General features: G+C 62.1%; 12 protein-coding genes and 2 pseudogenes. 4 read left to right on the top strand and 10 right to left on the bottom strand.

Going from position 1 to position 17721, the window contains the following annotated elements:
- Positions 1-3: 3 nt before the first annotated feature.
- Genes J3P75_RS24410 through cpaB form a run of 4 tightly spaced genes read right to left on the bottom strand, consistent with a single transcriptional unit; the run spans position 4 to position 4635 of the window.
- On the bottom strand, positions 4-1272 hold the full coding sequence (locus J3P75_RS24410; protein ID WP_434708475.1) for a CpaF family protein: 1269 nt from the start codon (positions 1270-1272) through the stop codon (positions 4-6).
- Positions 1269-2459 (bottom strand): pilus assembly protein, encoded by a 1191-nt coding sequence (locus J3P75_RS24405; protein WP_434708474.1) that lies wholly within the window; start codon positions 2457-2459, stop codon positions 1269-1271. Before J3P75_RS24405 ends, J3P75_RS24410 begins: the two co-directional genes overlap by 4 nt.
- Positions 2456-3673 (bottom strand): type II and III secretion system protein family protein, encoded by a 1218-nt coding sequence (locus tag J3P75_RS24400; protein WP_434708473.1) that lies wholly within the window; start codon positions 3671-3673, stop codon positions 2456-2458. The genes J3P75_RS24405 and J3P75_RS24400 overlap by 4 nt, the downstream gene beginning before the upstream one ends.
- Positions 3674-3693: 20 nt before the next feature.
- Positions 3694-4635 (bottom strand): Flp pilus assembly protein CpaB, encoded by a 942-nt coding sequence (gene cpaB, locus J3P75_RS24395; RefSeq protein ID WP_434708472.1) that lies wholly within the window; start codon positions 4633-4635, stop codon positions 3694-3696.
- Between the two features lie 329 nt (positions 4636-4964).
- Here cpaB and J3P75_RS24390 point away from each other — a divergent pair, with 329 nt between their 5' ends.
- Both J3P75_RS24390 and J3P75_RS24385 read left to right on the top strand, forming a co-directional pair.
- The gene (locus J3P75_RS24390) at positions 4965-5180 is read left to right on the top strand and encodes a Flp family type IVb pilin (RefSeq protein WP_434592666.1); all 216 of its coding nucleotides are present in this window, start codon (positions 4965-4967) and stop codon (positions 5178-5180) included.
- Positions 5181-5251: 71 nt separating this feature from the next.
- Complete coding sequence (locus J3P75_RS24385) at positions 5252-5653, top strand: response regulator (RefSeq protein ID WP_434708471.1); 402 nt, start codon at positions 5252-5254, stop codon at positions 5651-5653.
- A gap of 946 nt (positions 5654-6599) precedes the next feature.
- On the opposite strand, the gene J3P75_RS24380 is transcribed toward J3P75_RS24385, so the two are convergent.
- The 4 genes from J3P75_RS24380 to J3P75_RS24365 form a co-directional block, all read right to left on the bottom strand.
- A complete protein-coding gene (locus J3P75_RS24380; RefSeq protein WP_434708470.1) occupies positions 6600-8270 on the bottom strand; it encodes a ShlB/FhaC/HecB family hemolysin secretion/activation protein in 1671 nt (556 codons plus the stop codon).
- 134 nt (positions 8271-8404) lie between these two features.
- Complete coding sequence (locus tag J3P75_RS24375) at positions 8405-9979, bottom strand: collagen-like triple helix repeat-containing protein (protein ID WP_434708469.1); 1575 nt, start codon at positions 9977-9979, stop codon at positions 8405-8407.
- A 302-nt stretch (positions 9980-10281) separates the two neighbouring features.
- The gene (locus tag J3P75_RS24370; protein ID WP_434708468.1) at positions 10282-11136 is read right to left on the bottom strand and encodes a MaoC family dehydratase; all 855 of its coding nucleotides are present in this window, start codon (positions 11134-11136) and stop codon (positions 10282-10284) included.
- Positions 11137-11138: 2 nt separating this feature from the next.
- A complete protein-coding gene (locus J3P75_RS24365) occupies positions 11139-12491 on the bottom strand; it encodes a 3-oxoacyl-ACP reductase (protein ID WP_434708467.1) in 1353 nt (450 codons plus the stop codon).
- Between the two features lie 280 nt (positions 12492-12771).
- On the opposite strand from J3P75_RS24365, the gene J3P75_RS24360 reads away from it, so the two are divergent.
- Positions 12772-14049: an acetyl-CoA C-acetyltransferase gene (locus J3P75_RS24360; protein WP_434708466.1), complete on the top strand. Its 1278-nt coding sequence runs from the start codon at positions 12772-12774 to the stop codon at positions 14047-14049.
- 272 nt (positions 14050-14321) lie between these two features.
- Here J3P75_RS24360 and J3P75_RS24355 read toward each other — a convergent pair.
- A pseudogene (locus tag J3P75_RS24355) lies at positions 14322-14921 on the bottom strand (methyl-accepting chemotaxis protein); the annotation flags it as partial.
- A gap of 306 nt (positions 14922-15227) precedes the next feature.
- Positions 15228-16112: pseudogene (locus tag J3P75_RS24350) on the bottom strand (cache domain-containing protein); the annotation flags it as partial.
- A gap of 603 nt (positions 16113-16715) precedes the next feature.
- Between J3P75_RS24350 and J3P75_RS24345 the strand changes: the two are divergent.
- Complete coding sequence (locus J3P75_RS24345) at positions 16716-17612, top strand: PA4780 family RIO1-like protein kinase (protein ID WP_090281144.1); 897 nt, start codon at positions 16716-16718, stop codon at positions 17610-17612.
- The last annotated feature ends 109 nt before the right edge of the window (positions 17613-17721 follow it).

Raw genomic sequence — 17721 nt, 5'->3', positions numbered from 1 at the left:
CCGTCAGATCGGATGCGCGTCATGGCGCAACTTGTCGCCAGCCGGATTGACCGCCTCGCGCAGAAAGCCGAAACCCGTACGGCGATCAAGGCGGAACAAGGTGTTGGTGACGTAGACGTCTTCGCGAATGCCGACCACTTCCACCACTTCGCTGACGCAGCGGCGCCCGTCGGGCATGCGCGTCAACTGGATGATGACGTCGAGGGCGGCGCAGATCATCTGGCGCAGGGTGCGTTCGGCAATGGAACGACCGGTCAGACCGACCAGGGTTTCCAGTCGCAGCAGCGCATCCTGAGCATTGTTGGCGTGCACGGTGCTCATCGAACCGTCGTGGCCGGTGTTCATCGCGGTGAGCACATCAACCACTTCAACGCCGCGAATCTCGCCGAGGATGATCCGGTCCGGGCGCATGCGCAGGGCATTGCGAATCAGGTCGCTGGCCTTTACCTCGCCATGCCCTTCGGCATTCGGCGGGCGGGTTTCCAGGCGCACCACATGCGGATGGCCGAGCTGCAATTCGGCGACGTCCTCAATGGTCACCAGACGTTCTTGGGGGTTGATCAACTGGCTGAGAATGTTCAGCAGCGTGGTCTTGCCGGTGCCGGTGCCGCCGCTGATGAGGATGTTGCAGCGCTTGCCCACCGCGTTCTGAAAAAACTCGAAGATTGCCAGGTCGATGGTCTGCATCGCCATCAAATCGCTGCTTTTGAGCATGTCCTTGCGAAATTTGCGAATCGACAGACACGGGCCGTCGAGGGCGATCGGCGGAATGATCGCATTGACCCGGCTGCCATCTGGCAAGCGCGCATCGACCATCGGCGAAGACTCGTCGAGGCGCCGCCCGAGCGGCGCAAGAATCCGCTGCATGACTCGTTCGACATGATGCGCATCGATAAAACGCAGATCGCTTTGATGCAGCACGCCGTCGCGTTCGATGAACACCCGGTGCGGGCCATTGACCAGAATCTCGGTCACCGATGGGTCGCGCAGCAGCACTTCCAGCGGGCCGAAACCGGTCAGCTCGTCGACGATTTCTTCCGCCAGCCGCTCCATTTCATAGCGAGAAATCGCCAGGTGCAGACGGGCGATGTACTCGGCGACCTTGTCGGTGACGAATTGCGCCAGTTGCTGCCGCGAGCCTTCCAGGAGGTTTTTCCCCGACTCCTCGAGGGCATCGATGATGTAGCGATGCAGGACCAGTTTCAGCCCTTCGTGATCGCTGTTGCCGCTGCCGGTGCGCGGGGCGGCGCCGAAGAGCTTTTCTGTGCTCATGAGCTGCCTCGCAAGCGGTCGAACCAGGTGACTTTGGTTTTCGCCAGACCCTCGGAGCGTTTCGCCAGACGCTCGCCGAGGGCGCGCAGGTTCTGCGTGAGTTTCTCGCGCGGGGCCAGTTCGAACAGGCTGACGCCCTGGTTTTTCGCGTTCAGACGCACTTCCGGGGTCAGGGCCAGGGTGGCGATCACTTCGAGGTTGAAGGTTTTGCCGAGGGTCTCCGCGTTCGGCGCGACGCTGCTCAAATAGCGGTCGACCAGCAGACGGCCATGGTCGAGCTTCATGCCTTTTTCGCGCCACAGATTGAGCACGGCGAGGTTGCGTCGGCAATTGAGCACGTTCTGGTCGGTGTACCAGAGCAGCTTGTCGCAGTGGCTGACAAACGTGCGCAAGGCTTCGCTGTCGCTCTGCCCGGTGAGGTTCACGACGATGTGCTGGAAATGCTGACGCAGGGCGCTGAGCAGCATGTACAGCTCGGCGGCGCTGGTGTTTTCCAGCGGCTCGTCATTGCTGGCATAGGCGAGGATGCGCAGGCCGGCTTCAGTGCTGGTGAAGGCGCTGTCGATCAGTGTCGCGTCGAGCCGGCGCAAGTGGCGCAAGGCATCGCCAAAATGAAACGAACTCTCCAGCCCGAGCAGCGCCAGGCTGTCGCCGCGCGGCAGGCCGAGGTCGAGCAGCAAGGTCTGCTGGCCGCTCTTTTGCACCACCAGCGCCATGTGGTTGGCCAGCAGCGCACCGTCAGAGCTGCTCTGCACGCCGTACATCACTGTGAGCCCCCCCAGTTGTGTGTTCGGCGCCACCGGCGGCAGGCGTTTGCTCAAGCGCCGCACCAGCCCGGCGACTTCGCTGGAGCGTGAACCATAGGCGACAAAATCCCGCGCACCGGCGCGCATGGCATTGAGCACCAGCTGATTGTCCATGCCGTCGCCGAGGGCAACGATCGCCAGCATCGGTTTGGCTTCCAGCGCACCCTCGATCAAGGCGCTTTGCGCGACCACGTGCTCGCGATCAAGACCGACAAATACAAGACTGGCGAACGTGACGTCGACCAATGCCAGCAACTCGTCGAGGCTGCCGCCACCGGCGCTGACTACCTGGCCGAGCGGCGCGAGCGCACCTTGCAGCCACTCCAGATCAGTGCTGTTGCGGGTGATGGCGAGAAAGGTCTGGCTGAGGTTCTGGCTCATTGCGATAACCCGCTGCGCTTGTCGAAATTGCCGTTCTCGAGGAAAAACATGCGGTAGAAATTTGGGTCGTAGTTGCGCAGTTTTTCCCCCGGCAACGACGGCAATTGCGCGTCTGCCGCCAGTGGTTGCACCAGATGCGGCGTGACGATCATCAGCAATTCGCGCTCTTCGCGCTTGATCTGCGAGCCTTTGAAAAACGCGCCGAGCACCGGGATATCGCCCAGGCCGGGAAACTTGTTTACCTGCGAGCTGTTGGTGGTGCTGATCAAACCGCTGATCACGAAGCTTTCGCCATCGCCCAGCGACACGCTGGTGTCGGTGCGGCGGATGGTCAGCGCGGGTACCGTGGTGCCGGCAATGTTCACCGCATTGGCGAAATCCAGTTCGCTGACTTCCGGGGCGACCTTCAGGGCGATGCGATCACGGCCGATGATGGTCGGCGTCAGGGTCAGGCGGATGCCGAATTCCTTGTACTCGATAGACACGCTGTCGCTGCCGGAACTGGGCACCGGAATCGGGATTTCACCGCCCGCAAGAAAGCTCGCGCTCTGCCCGTTCAGCGCCACCAGACTCGGGCGGGCGAGGGTGTAGGCAAAGCCACTGGTTTCCAGGGCATTGATGATCGCCATGGTCTTGCCGCCGACCCACGAGAAATTGAACAGCGAGTTATCCACCGGCAGGCGTGGCTGCGGCACCCCGTCAATCGGCGGCAGGGTGCCGGGCGAACCGAAAAGGAAATTGCCGCGCGTGCCGATCAGCGAGGCCGTGGCTTCCTTGAGTTTGGTCCGGCTGACTTCGACAAAACGAATGTCGGTCTGCACCTGTGACGGCAGGCTTGGATCGTCCGAGGGCAGACTGCCGGTCATCGCCGCCGTGGCGGCACCCTGCACAAAGACCATGCTCTGGCGCGGCTCGCTTGAACAGGCCGTCCAGACCATCAGGCTGGTCGCGCCGGGCGCCACGCCAGTGAGCAAAAACGATGAACTGCCGTTGGCGTGCACGTCGGCGATTTTCGGATCGCCGATTGCCAGACGGGTGATCGCCACGGGCGACTGCACGTCCTGCTGAAAGCCTTCGCCGATCTCGATCACCGGTGGCAAACGGCCGAGGGTCGAGCAATTGCCAACGGCGGCGAACGCCGCGTCCAGCGACAGTCCCATCACCATCAAGACGCGGAGCATGTGTTTCCCTGACGACCTGCAACGACTCTGCATGCACCTGGATCCTTGCGCTGTCATGGATTCTGTTGGCTGAGTTGATTGCCGCGGATGATTTCCACCGCAGGGCGCGCGATTGTGTTTGCGCCGCTGCTGGACGGTGTTTTCGGTCCGCTGCCCATGGCCAGTTGGGTGAACTGGAAGAGCTGGCTGTTGGCGTTATCAAGCTGCACGGAGGACTGTTGTTCGCCGGCCCAGTATTTGGCCAGGCGTTGTTCTTCGCTGCTGCGCACGGCCAGGCGCAAGGTGCCGGCCTGGGTCGCAAGCATCAGGCGGCTCAGCAATTGCTGCGGCACCGCGAGCACCACCGTGCGTGCGGCGAGGCGGCGTTGATCCTGTTTGAGTTTGTCTTCGGTGCTGAGCGTTGGCGTGGCCGGTTGGCCACCGTTGGTCAGGCCGTACTGCTCACCAACGCCGAGCACGCGCATCGCCGGCAGGACTGTTTGCGCCGACTGCTGCGGGTTGCTGGCGTCCTGACGCAGGTACAACAACACATCGACGTAATCGCCGGGCAGCAACTGCCCGGCCGCGCCGATCACTTCGTCAACTGCCACGGTCAGCGCGCGCTCATCACTGCGGATCATCCGCGCCAGCGTGCCGCCGGCGCTGAAACTTTCATCGTTGAGCCAGGTGCCGGCGCTCAAGGAACGCCAAGGTGTGCGGCCGATCGCCTGATCGACATTGCTCAAGCTACCGGCCGGTGCGCTGCGCAGTTTTTCTACGGTCACATCGGCTGCCGTCAGTGCGGTGAACGGCGGCACATCGTGCAGCAGCACCACTACCGGTTGGCGAGTCTGCTCTTCGGCGATCGCGACAGTGTTTTCAACGCTGACCGCCGGGGCGATCGGTGCTTGCGCGGCGGGTGCCGGTTGGCGACTGAGGACCAGTCCCCAATAGCCGACAAAAATGGCGCCCAACAGAAGAATGGCGGCGAGGGCCATGGTGACGCGACTGTTCATGACGGCTCTCCCTTTCCTGCTGCACTACCCGTCGAACTGGTTAACGAGAGAAATTCCCGATTCTGCAGCTATGAACATGCAACTATTTCGCTATTTGCACGCTAGCTGATCTGTACAAAAGCGCCATTAATGACAGGCAAATAACCCACTAAAGTATGGGTCCTGGCCAATTAACAGCAGGAAATGGCGTACACAGGCATGGATTAATGCTTTGTGATTAATCCGTTCTTACAGTTGTTGGGCGGGGGTTTGTTGACAATGCTCAGGTTGCACGGTGGAACCTTGCCGCGGTGGTGATGTCGGCGCCAGAGGCGCGAAGGAGCAGGCGTATGTTTGGTATGAATCTGGAATATCTGATGGCCAAGGCCCGTTTGTTGTTCAAGAGCGAGGAGGGCGCTTCGGCGATTGAATATGCAATTGTCGTGGCGATGGTCGCGGTGGTGGTTGTGGCATTCGTTACCCCGATGGGTGACCGGGTGTTGGCGATCTTCAACAACATTCTGACCAGTCTGGATGGGACCGCTGTAACCAGGCCGACGCCTTGATCGCGGTGTGGATCGCCGTTGGCTGATCTCGGGCTACACTCTGGTTTACTTTCAGTTTTCAGGGATTGCCCATGAATTCTCTCCCTATGCCCCGCCAACAGTTGCTTCTGGTTGACGATGAAGAGGACGCGTTGCTGGAGTTGGCGGAGTTGCTGGAGGGGGAGGGCTTTGTCTGTCATACCGCGACGTCGGTGAAGCAGGCGTTGCATCACCTGACGCGGCATCCGGATATTGCGCTGGTGATTACTGATCTGCGCATGCCGGAGGAGTCGGGGATGTCGCTGATCCGGCGCTTGCGTGAGCATACGGCGCGGGAGCATTTGCCGGTGATTGTGATGTCGGGGCATGCGGATATGGAGGATGTCAGCGATATGTTGCGGTTGCAGGTGCTGGATCTGTTTCGCAAGCCGATTTATCACGTTCGGCTTTTTGAGACGCTGGATAATTTGTTTCCCAAGATTCGGAGGGGGTGAGCGCGGCGGCCTTTGGGCCGACCGGGCTTTGGTTGGTTTTGGGTGTATATCCGTTTTTTTGGGTGTTGCGGCTGGCGGTTTCGCCCTTACGGCGAGTCCCTTTTTCAGACGCCAAAAAGGAACCAAAAGGCTTGCTCCTACGTACGGCCCTCGCAGGCTCGGGTTCCTTCGCTCCGGGATCGATCCGGGCGCAGCGGCTACGGTTTGCTGCGCTGCACCTCCTTCCGCTGTGTACGACTTCGTCGTACGGTCGCTGCGCTCCCACGCCCGGATCAATCCCTCCACTCAGCCTTCCGATGTCGCTGGTTAGGCAAGATCAAAAGCACTCGAGCTGGCGCTCATTGTTGAGTGGTTAGAAGCGGGTGGTTGGCTTGGCATTTGTGGTGCGGCTACCCCTCACCCCAGCCCTCTCCCCTTGGAGAGGGGGCCGATTTGTGGGCTGTTCAAAATTCGCATTCGACTCGGTATCGCAAGTCGGCGTATCTCTCACATCCACCTCGGTGAGTCCCCTCTCCCTCCGGGAGAGGGCTAGGGTGAGGGTTGGCTTTTGGCTTGCCAGGCTGATCGGCAGCACCACCGCGTTATCGTTCATCGCCAGCAGGCTGGCTCCCACAGGTCACGCACCTATCTTGAAATCAGCGCAAAACCTGTGGGAGCTGGCTTGCCAGCGATAGCGGCCGCACAGCCAACGAATATTCTGCAGAACTCCCCCATCCAAACTGTGGGAGCCAGCCTGCTGGCGATTGGCGGCCTCACTGCCGACCAATCTGTAACTGAAAGCACACAGTCCAATTGTAGGAGTGAGCCTGCTCGCGATGGCGACCTCACAGCCCCCAATATTTTCCAGAACGCACCCATTCCAATGGTGGGAGCGAGCCTGCTCGCGAATGCGGTGATTCAGCCTGAATAAGCTTATTGCCGAACCACCATCGCGAACATCCTCCCCCTACAACTGATAACTGAAACTAACGCTATACCGCGGTTTGCGATTCAACGTATCCAGCGCTTCATCCGACATGGCCTTGGCCACTTCCAGCGATATGTTGTAGTACCTGGCGTCACCAAACCTCAAGCCGATGGCGGTCGAGGAGAGGTTGTTGGCCTGTACCGGCAGTTGGTTGAACCAGCTGCGTGAGCGGTCGAGGACGACGTACGGTTGCAGGATGCGCAGCCAGTTGCCGTCGCGGTTGAAGCTGTAGTTGACCTCGTATGCCACGCCCCAGCCCTTGTCGCCGGAGGCCTGGTCGTCGGGGTAGCCGCGGCCGAAGTTTTGTCCGCCGAACACCGCGCGTTCGCTGTCGGGCAGGGTGTCGTCGCTCCAGTACAGCGCGGCCGAGAGGACGCCTTGCCAGTTGTCGAGGAATTTGTCGCTCTGCACGCCGGACAGGCGCACGCGGAAGAAGTCCAGGTCGATGTCGTCGTAGTTGGTGTGTGCGCCGAGGCTGTCGAAGCCTTGATAGACACCGGCGCTGAGGATGCGCAGTTGGCGGGCGTCGGCCTTGCGCCAGTCGCCTTCGAAGGCGAGGGCGCGTACGTCGGTGCGCAACTCGGTGCTGAACGGGAAGTTGATGCCGTCGTAGCGGGTCTTGTCGTCGACCGCGTATAGGCGTGAGCCGGCGGTCAGCAGTTCGTTGGCAGAGGCGATCAAGGGTGTGCTGAAGCCAATCGAGTAGCGGTCGTTTTCGCGGTGAGTGCTGAGCCGTCCGCCGCCGTTGACCAGCACTTCGGTGTCGGGATCGGCGCGGTAGCGTGAGGCCGAAAGGTTCAGTTGGGTGCCTTCGCTGTCGAGGAACTGGCTGTAGTCGAGTCGGTAGTAATGCTCTTTGTCATCGCCCGGTGGAAACAGGCCGCTGAGGGTCAGTTGCTCGCCCATTGACGTCTGCGAATTGCTGCTGACGCCGAGCAGGGCCTGCGGGCCGTTGCGGTTGTCTTCGGTGGTGCTCAGGGTGCTGGTGAACGGTTTGCGGCTGGCCTGGGCGATCAGGGTGGTGGCGCCATCGGTGGTACCCGGCGGCGGCACCTGGGCCTGGATCGTTACGCCGGGGATGCGCGTCATCAGCGTGGTGTAGCGCTCGAAGGTCTTGCGGGTCAGCGGCCGTTCGGCCTGGATTTTCGCCGCCAGTTTGTCGAGCAGGCCTTTGACCCGGCCGACATCGCCCTGCATCTGGATATCGCGCACGTAGCCTTCCACCAGCACTACTCGGGCGACGCCGTCGTCGAAGTTCTGTTGCGGCAAAAACGCGTAGGACAGCAGATAGCCGTCTTGTTGATAACGGCGGGTGATGGTGCGCGTGGCTTCGATCAGGTCGGCGAGGCTGGTCTGCCGACCAATCAGCGGTTTGTAGACTTCGGCCAGTTCGTTGAGCGGATAGATCGTGCCGCCTTCGATCTGCACGGTCTGCAGATTGACCTTGGTTTCCATCAGCAGCGGCTGCGTGGCAGTCGCGCCGGGGTCCGGCACTTGCAGCGGCGTGGCGCTCGGGCGATAGGCGTCGGCCGGCAGGTTCGGCTGGGGCAGGTTGCGGATGGTTTCGTTGCTGTTCAGAAAGCTGGGCAGGGTGTCGGCGAAGGCGGTGGAGGTGAGGCTGAGCAGCAGCAGGGATGCCATTACGCGCATAGGACACTCCATGGTCAGATCGCAGCACTGGGCGGATTTTTCCTGAGAAAAAAGGCGGAAGACTCGTGGGAATCTTCCGCCCTCAACCAAGCGTAGGCGCTGTAGGTAAGGCCGTCGAATCGGCCCGGTGCAATTTAGCGTTGAGTGCCGCTCAAAGCGCCGGTCAGGCCACCGAGTACCCCGCCCAGACCGCCAGTTGTGCCGCCAGTGGCAGTACCGCTGTTGACCAGACCACCGACTGCCGCCACGGTGCCGCCGACGTTAGTGACCAGACCCCCGACCGCTGTAGTGACCGGGTTGTTGGTCGCGGCAATGGTGTTGCCGAGGCTGCTGACCGCGCCGCCAACCTGGCCGGTGAGGCCGGCAACGGGTGAGCCAAGGCCAGTGGCGGCGCCGACTTGCTGGGTGACGCTGGTGACCGCGCTGGTGACCGGGTTCAGACCCGCGCCGACCGCGGCACCCACCGTGGCCAGTGGTGATGTAGTGGCGGTGATCGGAGTCCCCGAGCCACCGAGCACCGTGTTGAGCGAAGCGATGGTGTTGCCGAGCGCGCCAGCGGTCACACCACCGGCACTGACCACGCCATTGGTATTGCCCGCGTTGAGGCCTGCGCCGACGTTGACCACCGCACCGCCGACTGTTTGCAGCAGGCCGGTGCCGCCCAGACCGCCACCCAGACCACCGCCAGTGCCGGAACCGCTGCCGTTGGACACCAGACCACCGGCTTTGCCGACCGCCGTGCCGGCGTTGCTCAGCGCACCGCCCAGCGTGTTGGTCAGCGCATTGCCGCTACCGGCGCCGGTGACTTTACCGCCAAGAGAGTTCACCGCGCCGCCCACTTGCGCCACCGCGCCTTTGAGCGGATCGCCGAGGCCGGTGGCATCGCCGAGTTTGTCGGTGGTGCTCTCGACCATGGCGATCACTGGAACCAGGCCGCTGCCGACTTTGTTGGTCAACTGACTGGTCGGGCCGTTGCTCAGGGTGGTGTTGAGCGTGTCACCGAGCATGGTGACTTTGACGCCGACGCCATCGAGTACCGGCGCCACTTTCGTGACCACACCGCCGACGACCGGCACGCTGCTGGTGGCACTGGCGAGTTTGCCGCTCAGGTCCGAGACACCGTCGCCGACATCCGACACCACGCCGCCGACCGAGGCCACGGTAGTGGTCAGGCCTTTCGGGTCGGTGGCCAGTTTGCCGATACCGTTGCTGACGCCATCACCCAGTGTGCTGACCACGTTGCCCGCCGTGTTGGCCGCGCTTTGCACGATGCCGCCGGCCACAGGGAGGCCACTCAGGGAATCGCCGATCTGCCCCACGCCATCGCCGACACCGCTGACGGTTTTGCCGACATCCTGTACCAGCGTGGTCGTCACGAGCGCTGGTGCGGTCGGGTTGGTCGGATTGGTGGGATCAGTCGGGTTGGTCGGATTGGTCGGATCGGTGCCGCCGCCGGTTCCGCCGGTGCCGCCACCCGTCCCACCGGTGCCGCCGCCAGTACCACCGGTGCCTGCGGTATCACCACCGCCAGTGGTTCCACCCGTGCCGCCCGATCCATCGGTGCCCGCCGTGCCATCCGCGGTCGAGCTGCCTGAACCGCCCGAACTGCTGCGATGGCCGCCACCGCCGCTGCTGCAGCCGGCGATGCCGAGGGAGAGGATCAATGCCAGCGCGATTGCCGATTTGGACCACATCACTTGAGTTTTCATGATCGAGATTCCTGCACCTGTCACAACGTTACGTTGCCTTCGATGGCCCGCCGATCTGTTGTCGGCGATGCCTCGTCCATGGCTCTAATCTCAGTCGACGGGTGATTTCGCACCATTCTCAAGTTGGTATTAACGCCTTTATACGAAGGGCGCGGCGCTGTGCCTAAGGACTAATACCCTGGTAATAGCGGCGCAAAAAAAAGCCTTGAAAATCAAGGCTTGGGATTTTTCAGAAGCGGGCATTGGCGGGCAAAAAACCTTAGTTATATATACACAATTAATGGCTTTGCACCCCGATCCGCTCAGGCAATCGGCTGCCACTGGCCCACCATGTGCTCAAGCTCCCCGGCGCCGACCAGCCGCAACTCGCCGCTGGAACCTGCCGCGCTCGCCAGCAACGTCACTTCGCTGGGCAGGCGCACCGGTTTGCGGAAATGCACGGCGATCTCCAGATTGGCTTTGGGCAGGTGCTCGGAGAGTGCCGCCAGCGTGCGCGCCTTGTTCCACAAACCGTGGGCGATGGCGGCGGGAAAACCGAACAGTTTTGCGCTGGCAGCGCTCAGGTGGATCGGGTTGTAGTCGCCGGAGACTTTCGCGTATTGCCGGCCGATGTCCGCCGGCGCTTGCCAGTGCGCCACCTCCAACAGCGCTTGCGCGGGTTGCCAGATTTGCTCGGCGGGTTCGCCGTCGAGTTTCACCCCGCGACAGAGCATCTGGCTTTGCGCCTCCCACAACGGCCCGAGTTGATCATCCAGCGTGGTCAACAGATCGAATGTCGCGCCTTTGGCATGCGCTTGCAGGTTATGCACACGCACGCTGACCTGCGCCCGGCTGATCGCGCCCAGCGGTCGCAGCACACGAATGCGGTTGCTCAAATGAACCAGCCCCAGCAGCGGAAACGGGAATTCCTTGTCCGTGAGCAACTGCATCTGCAAGGCGAAGGCAAGGATGTTCGGATACGTCGGTGGCAGCAAACCGTCGTCGGCGAAGCCGCAGACCTTGCGATACGCTGCCAGACGTTTGCCGTCGATGTCGACCCAGCAGCGCAGTCCTCGGTCGGGCAGTTGCGTGCCGGTGATCTTGCGCCGCGTTGCCGCCCTGGCGTACAGCGCGGGCAGGTTCGGTTCGCGGTCCAGCGTGTGCCATTCGATGCTCATGCCTAGGCCCCCAGAACGCTTTGACCGCAGACCCGCAGCGCCTGCCCGGTGAACGCGCCGCTGCCCGGCTGCGCCAGCCACGCCACAGCCTCGGCGACATCCTGCGGCAAGCCGCCCTGGCCCAGTGAACTCATGCGGCGCCCAGCCTCGCGCAGGCCGAACGGAATGTGCGCGGTCATTTGTGTCTCGATAAAACCCGGCGCCACGGCGTTGATACTAATGCCGCGTGGCAGCAAGGTTGGCGCCCAGGCCTGCGCGAGACCGATCAACCCGGCCTTGCTCGCGGCATAGTTGGTTTGCCCGCGGTTGCCGGCGATGCCGCTGATCGAGGCGAGCAGAACCACCCGCGCGTTGTCATGCAGGGTGCCGCTGTCGAGCAGCGCCTTGGTCAGCACTTGCGGGGCATTGAGGTTGACCGCCAGCACCGCGTCCCAGAATTCCGGGGTCATGTTGGCCAGGGTCTTGTCGCGGGTGATCCCGGCGTTGTGCACCAGAATGTCGAGGCCGTCCGGTAGCTGTTCGATCAGTTGCGCGGCGGCGTCTTCAGCGCAGATATCCAGCGTAATGCTGCGCCCGCCGAGGCGAGCGGCGAGGGCTTCCAGATCGGACTTGGCCGGCGGCACGTCGAGCAGAATCACTTCGGCACCATCGCGCGCCAGGGTTTCGGCAATCGATGCGCCGATGCCACGCGCCGCGCCGGTCACCAGCGCTTTACGCCCGGCCAGTGGTCGCGTCCAGTCGCTGACCGGCGTGGCGCAGGGGCTGAGGCGAATCACCTGGCCGGAGATAAACGCGCTTTTCGGTGAGAGGAAAAACCGCAGCGGGCCTTCCAGCTGATCTTCGGCGCCTTCGCCCACATAGATCAGTTGCAGCGTACCGCCGCTGCGCAGCTCTTTCGCCAGTGAACGGGAAAAGCCTTCCAGCGCGCGCTGTGCACTTGATGCAAACGGATCGCTGAGGGTTTCCGGCGCGCGACCCAGAATCACCAGATGCGCGCTGTGTTCGAGGTTCTTCAGCAATGGCTGGAAAAACTCGCGCAGCTGTTTGAGCTGGTCGGTGTGCTGCAACGCGCTGGCATCGAACACCACCGCCTTGAGTTTCGGCCCATGACCGGGAATCCACTCGCTGGCGCTCGCCGGTTGCTCGCCGTAGCGGTAGATGCCATCGGTCAAGCGATTGGCAAACACGCTGATGCGCTCGACCAGTGGCCCGCCACCGATCAGCAGCGCGCCTTCGACCGGCCGTAGCCGGCCGGCCTGCCAGCGTTCCAGCCGCACCGGCGACGGCAGGCCCAACGCCCCGACCAGACGGTGGCCGAGGGACGAGTTGGCGAAGTCGATATAGCGGTCAGACATGGAACGCTCTCCAGAAGTTGGGGTTCAAAGTGTGGACTGCCGAGGGCAAACAATCGTTCGATCAGCGCAATAAGGCCTACGCTGCAAAGCAGAGTAGTTTGGCTGCGGTAGTTTTGTTGCCAAACACAAATTCGGAAACAACGCGGACCCTGTAGGAGTGAGCCTGCTCGCGATAGCGGCGTGTCAGATAACAATGGGCTGACAGGCACACCGCTATCGCGAGCAGGCTCACTCCTACAGGGGATTGTGCGAATTCAATTATTGTGAAAAGGAGTTATTCATGACCCAGCTGCGCCGCGTCGCGATCATCGGCGGTAACCGTATCCCCTTTGCCCGCTCCAACGGACCGTACGCCACGGCCAGCAATCAGGCGATGCTTACCGCCGCCCTCGAAGGCCTGATCGAACGCTATAACCTGCACGGCCAACGCCTCGGCGAGGTGGTGACGGGCGCGGTGCTGAAATTGTCACGGGATATGAACCTGACCCGCGAATGCGTGCTCGGCTCGCGCCTGTCACCGGCCACCCCGGCCTACGACATCCAGCAAGCCTGCGGCACCGGTCTGGAAGCGGCGATTCTGGTGGCGAACAAGATCGCTCTCGGCCAGATCGACTGCGGCATCGCTGGCGGCGTGGATACCACCTCGGACGCGCCGATCAGCGTCAGCGAAGGCCTGCGCAAGATTCTTCTGCAAGCCAACCGCGCCAAGAGCACTGGCGACAAACTGAAGACCTTTCTGCAATTGCGGCCTCAGCATCTGATTCCGGATTACCCGCGCAACGGCGAGCCACGCACCGGTCTGTCGATGGGGCAGCACTGCGAGTTGATGGCGCAGACCTGGCAGATCCCCCGCGAAGAACAGGATCAACTGGCCCTCGAAAGCCATCACAAACTCGCCGCGTCCTACCGCGAAGGCTGGCACAACGACCTGATGACACCGTTCCTCGGCCTGACCCGCGACAACAACCTGCGCCCGGATCTGACTCTGGAGAAACTCGCGAGCCTCAAACCAGCCTTCGAAAAAAGCGCGAAAGGCACGCTGACCGCAGGCAACTCCACGCCGCTGACCGATGGCGCCTCGGTGGTGCTGCTGGGCAGCGAAGAATGGGCCAGGGAACGGGGTCTGCCGATTCTTGCGTACCTGCGCGACGGCGAAGCAACGGCGGTGGATTTCGTCAACGGCGCCGAAGGCCTGCTGATGGCCCCGGTTTACGCGGTGCCGCGTTTGCTCGCGCGCAATGGCCTGACCCTGCAGGACTTCGATTACTACGAAATTCATGAAGCGTTCGCGGCCCAAGTGCTGTGCACGCTCAAGGCCTGGGAAGACCCAGACTACTGCAAGACGCGCCTGGGCCTCGACGCGCCGCTGGGCTCGATCGACCGCAGCCGGCTGAACGTGAAGGGCAGCTCGCTGGCGGCGGGGCATCCGTTTGCTGCAACGGGTGGGCGCATTGTCGCGAACCTGGCGAAGTTGCTGGATGCGGCGGGCAAGGGGCGCGGGTTGATCTCGATTTGTGCGGCGGGTGGGCAGGGTGTCACTGCCATTGTTGAACGCTGAAAGGGCCTTCCCTCACCCTAACCCTCTCCCGGGGGGAGAGGGGACTGATTGGGGGGATATTGATGAGATACGCCGATCTGAGCGAGCAGCGTCGAATCCAGAATCGACCCGAGACGACGGATTCTGAAAATCCGTAATCGACTCGGGGTGACGGACTCTGCAATCCATAATCAACTCGCTATGTCAGATCGATGTAAAACGCCAGACACCGCGGTCGGCCCCCTCTCCCTTTGGGAGAGGGCTGGGGTGAGGGGAAGGGGATCGCAACAGTCTCAGGTCCGAAACCGACGAACCAACCCATCCAGTTCACTCGACAACCCCGCCAGACTCTGCGAATCCAGCCGTGCCGAATTAGCCAATTCCGCCACCAACTGCGCATCCCCATGAATCTGGCTGATGTGCCGATTAATGTCCTCAGCCACCTGGTGCTGTTCTTCCGCCGCCGTGGCGATCTGCGTGTTCATGTCGCGGATCACGTCCACCGATTCGCGGATCTGCCCGAAGCTTTCCCGCGCCTCGCCGATGCGCGTCACCGATTGCTGCGAAACCTGCAGGCTGGCATGCATCTGTTGGGTGACCTGGCTGGTGCGCTTGGCCAGATTGCCGAGCAAACCGTCGATTTCCGCCGTCGAATCCGCGGTGCGTTTGGCCAGCGCGCGAACCTCGTCGGCGACCACGGCAAAACCGCGGCCCTGTTCACCGGCACGCGCGGCCTCGATGGCGGCGTTGAGTGCCAGCAGGTTGGTCTGCTCGGCGATCGAACGGATGGTGCCGAGGATCGACTGGATATCGGTGCTGTCACGCTCCAGTTGCTGCATCGACTGCGCCGACTGCTCGAGTTCCTGGCTCAACTGATCGACGCTGTGCACTGCTGCATCGATCTGCTGCTGGCCCTGCCGCGCCTGACGCTGGCCGCTGTCGGCAGAATCCGCCGCCTGACTGCACGAGCGTGCGACTTCGTTGGCGGTGGCGACCATTTCATGGAACGCCGTCGACACCATATCGACCGCTTCGCGCTGACGCCCGGCCGCTTCGGCCATGTCACTGGAGACCTGAGTCGAGCTCTGCGAGGTGGCGAGGATTTTCCCCGCCGCGCCGCCGATGTGCTGGATCAGGCTGCGGATCGCCGTCAGGAACTGGTTGAACCAGTTGGCCAGTTGCGCGGTTTCATCGCTGCCCCGAATGTCGAGGTTTTTGGTCAGGTCGCCTTCGCCTTGGGCGATGCCTTCCAGGCCACTGGCGACGCTGCGGATCGGCCGCACGATGAGGCTGGCGAAACTGGCACCGACCACGGCGAACAGCACGGCGAGCACGGCGGCGATGATCGCGATCAACCAGGTCAGTTGCGTGGCCGAACTCATCACATCGCTCTGCTTGATCAGGCCGACAAAGGTCCAGCCCAGTTGCTCCGATGGCCAGACGTTGGCCATGTAGCGTTCGCCGTTGAGCTCGACTTCGACCAACCCTTTGCCAGCCTTGGCCAGTTGCGCATAACCCTCGCCGAGGCTGTCGAGCGGCTTGAAGTTGTGTTCCGGCTGTTTCGGATCGACCAGCACCGTGCCGCTGTTTTCCAGCAGCATCAGGTAACCGCTGTCACCGAGCTTGATCTGTTTGACGATTTCGGTGAGCTGCTTGAGCGTCACGTCGATGCTGACCACGCCGCCGTTGCTGCCAAGTTTGTTGTCGATGGTGCGCACGGTGCTGACGTAGGTAGCATCGTCCTGCGCCCAATAATAAGCCGCGGTGCGAAACGGTTTGCCCGGTTTGGCCTGGGCGGCCTTGTACCAAGGGCGCTGGCGCGGGTCGTAATTGTTCAGCTTGGGATCGTCCGGCCACGACACATAACCGCCGGCAGCGGTGCCGACAATCGCGTAGGCGTAAGCGGGGTGGGCGTTGCCCAGGTCCTGCAGAAACGCAAAGACCTGTTTGTCCATCTCGCCCTGCGGGATGGTTTCGGCGTTGGCGCTCATGTAGGTCTTGAGGCTGTCGTCGGTGTTCTTGATCAGCGGTTGCGACGCCAGGTAATCGACGTTCTGGCTGATGCCGTCAAAAAACAACTGCATTGCGTTGCTGACCTGACGGATCTCGCGGCCGCTGCTGTCGACAAAACTGTCCCGGGCATCGCTGCGCAGGTTCATCACCACGAGGGTAGCGACCAGCACTACCGGCAAGCAGGCGATGATTGCAAACGCCCACGTCAACTTCTGTTTGATGTTCATCCGCGCTCCAGATTTTCTTGTAGGCCCACGCAGTGCAGATGACTTGTGGTTTATTGGCAGCCGAAAACGTTGTGGATCACCCGTTTCCCTGGGCGCGGCATCGCAGATTGTTGTGGAACGATTGTCGAACAGATCCCTCTGTCATTCAGGGCTTCGGCTGCGCAAACCGGAAATTGAGGCGGCGCGAAAAAAATCTGCCGAAGGGTCATCGGGCGCCCATGTCAGATTCTGTCGCAAATGCCCTTGCAGACGGGGACCCACAAAGTCACCGGGCTCGGCTATGATTCGCATCGGTCGATGCGCGAGCGCAGAGTTGGCCCTGTAATCCGGCACAGTGTGTGCATTCTCTACGTTCACAGGTCGGCACCCCCTCCCCGTGATGCGAGGATTGCCGTATAACGAGTGACATTCGCGTGTTTGGTAATAAAGGACCCACAATAAAAGCTGATGAAGACTCCAAAACGCATTGAACCCCTGATCGAGGACGGTCTGGTCGACGAAGTGCTGCGCCCACTGATGAGTGGCAAAGAGGCAGCTGTTTATGTGGTGCGCTGCGGCAATCAGTTACGTTGCGCCAAGGTCTACAAGGAGGCGAACAAACGCAGTTTCCGCCAGGCGGCCGAGTATCAGGAAGGTCGCAAGGTGCGCAACAGCCGACAGGCTCGCGCGATGGCCAAGGGCTCCAAGTTCGGTCGCAAAGAGACCGAAGACGCCTGGCAGAACGCCGAAGTGGCGGCGCTGTTCCGTCTGGCTGGTGCCGGCGTACGCGTGCCAAAACCCTATGACTTCCTCGACGGCGTGCTGTTGATGGAGCTGGTGGCCGATGAGTTCGGCGACGCCGCGCCGCGCCTGAACGACGTGGTGCTGGAGCCGGATCAGGCGCGCGAGTATCACGCGTTCCTGATTTCGCAGATCGTGCTGATGTTGTGTACCGGTCTGGTGCACGGTGACCTCTCGGAGTTCAACGTGCTGCTGACCCCGACCGGCCCGGTGATCATCGACCTGCCGCAAGCGGTCGACGCCGCCGGCAACAACCACGCATTCAGCATGCTCGAACGTGATGTCGGCAACATGGCTTCGTACTTCGGTCGCTTTGCCCCGGAGCTGAAGAAGACCAAATACGCCAAGGAAATGTGGGCGTTGTACGAAGCCGGCACCTTGCACCCCAACAGCGTGCTGACCGGTGAGTTCGACGATCCGGAAGACCTCGCCGATGTGGGCGGGGTGTTGCGCGAGATCGAAGCAGCGCGCCTCGACGAGGAACGCAAGCAGGCCATCCGTGCGGCCGACGACGAGCCCAAAGGCAAGTCCGAGGAACCGCCTCCACCGCCGTGGATGCAGTGATTGCGTGAACAGAAACCCGGCTTCGGCCGGGTTTTTTGTGCTTGCTCCGTTGCCAATGCACCAGGAATCCCCTGTAGGTGTGAGCCTGCTCGCGATAACGTCAGCACAG

Source organism: Pseudomonas sp. R1-1, assembly GCF_051132135.1.
Lineage (GTDB): Bacteria > Pseudomonadota > Gammaproteobacteria > Pseudomonadales > Pseudomonadaceae > Aquipseudomonas.
The sequence above is the reverse complement of the archived record's forward strand: the minus strand, read 5'-3'. Positions and strand labels throughout refer to the sequence as shown.

Excerpts from the sequence above, each read along its gene's own strand:
- J3P75_RS24410 (WP_434708475.1), bottom strand. The coding sequence starts at position 1,272 with ATGAGCACAGAAAAGCTCTTCGGCGCCGCCCCGCGCACCGGCAGCGGC.
- J3P75_RS24405 (WP_434708474.1), bottom strand. The coding sequence starts at position 2,459 with ATGAGCCAGAACCTCAGCCAGACCTTTCTCGCCATCACCCGCAACAGC.
- J3P75_RS24400 (WP_434708473.1), bottom strand. The coding sequence starts at position 3,673 with ATGCAGAGTCGTTGCAGGTCGTCAGGGAAACACATGCTCCGCGTCTTG.
- cpaB (WP_434708472.1), bottom strand. The coding sequence starts at position 4,635 with ATGAACAGTCGCGTCACCATGGCCCTCGCCGCCATTCTTCTGTTGGGC.
- J3P75_RS24390 (WP_434592666.1), top strand. The coding sequence starts at position 4,965 with ATGTTTGGTATGAATCTGGAATATCTGATGGCCAAGGCCCGTTTGTTG.
- J3P75_RS24385 (WP_434708471.1), top strand. The coding sequence starts at position 5,252 with ATGAATTCTCTCCCTATGCCCCGCCAACAGTTGCTTCTGGTTGACGAT.
- J3P75_RS24380 (WP_434708470.1), bottom strand. The coding sequence starts at position 8,270 with ATGCGCGTAATGGCATCCCTGCTGCTGCTCAGCCTCACCTCCACCGCC.
- J3P75_RS24375 (WP_434708469.1), bottom strand. The coding sequence starts at position 9,979 with ATGAAAACTCAAGTGATGTGGTCCAAATCGGCAATCGCGCTGGCATTG.
- J3P75_RS24370 (WP_434708468.1), bottom strand. The coding sequence starts at position 11,136 with ATGAGCATCGAATGGCACACGCTGGACCGCGAACCGAACCTGCCCGCG.
- J3P75_RS24365 (WP_434708467.1), bottom strand. The coding sequence starts at position 12,491 with ATGTCTGACCGCTATATCGACTTCGCCAACTCGTCCCTCGGCCACCGT.
- J3P75_RS24360 (WP_434708466.1), top strand. The coding sequence starts at position 12,772 with ATGACCCAGCTGCGCCGCGTCGCGATCATCGGCGGTAACCGTATCCCC.
- J3P75_RS24345 (WP_090281144.1), top strand. The coding sequence starts at position 16,716 with ATGAAGACTCCAAAACGCATTGAACCCCTGATCGAGGACGGTCTGGTC.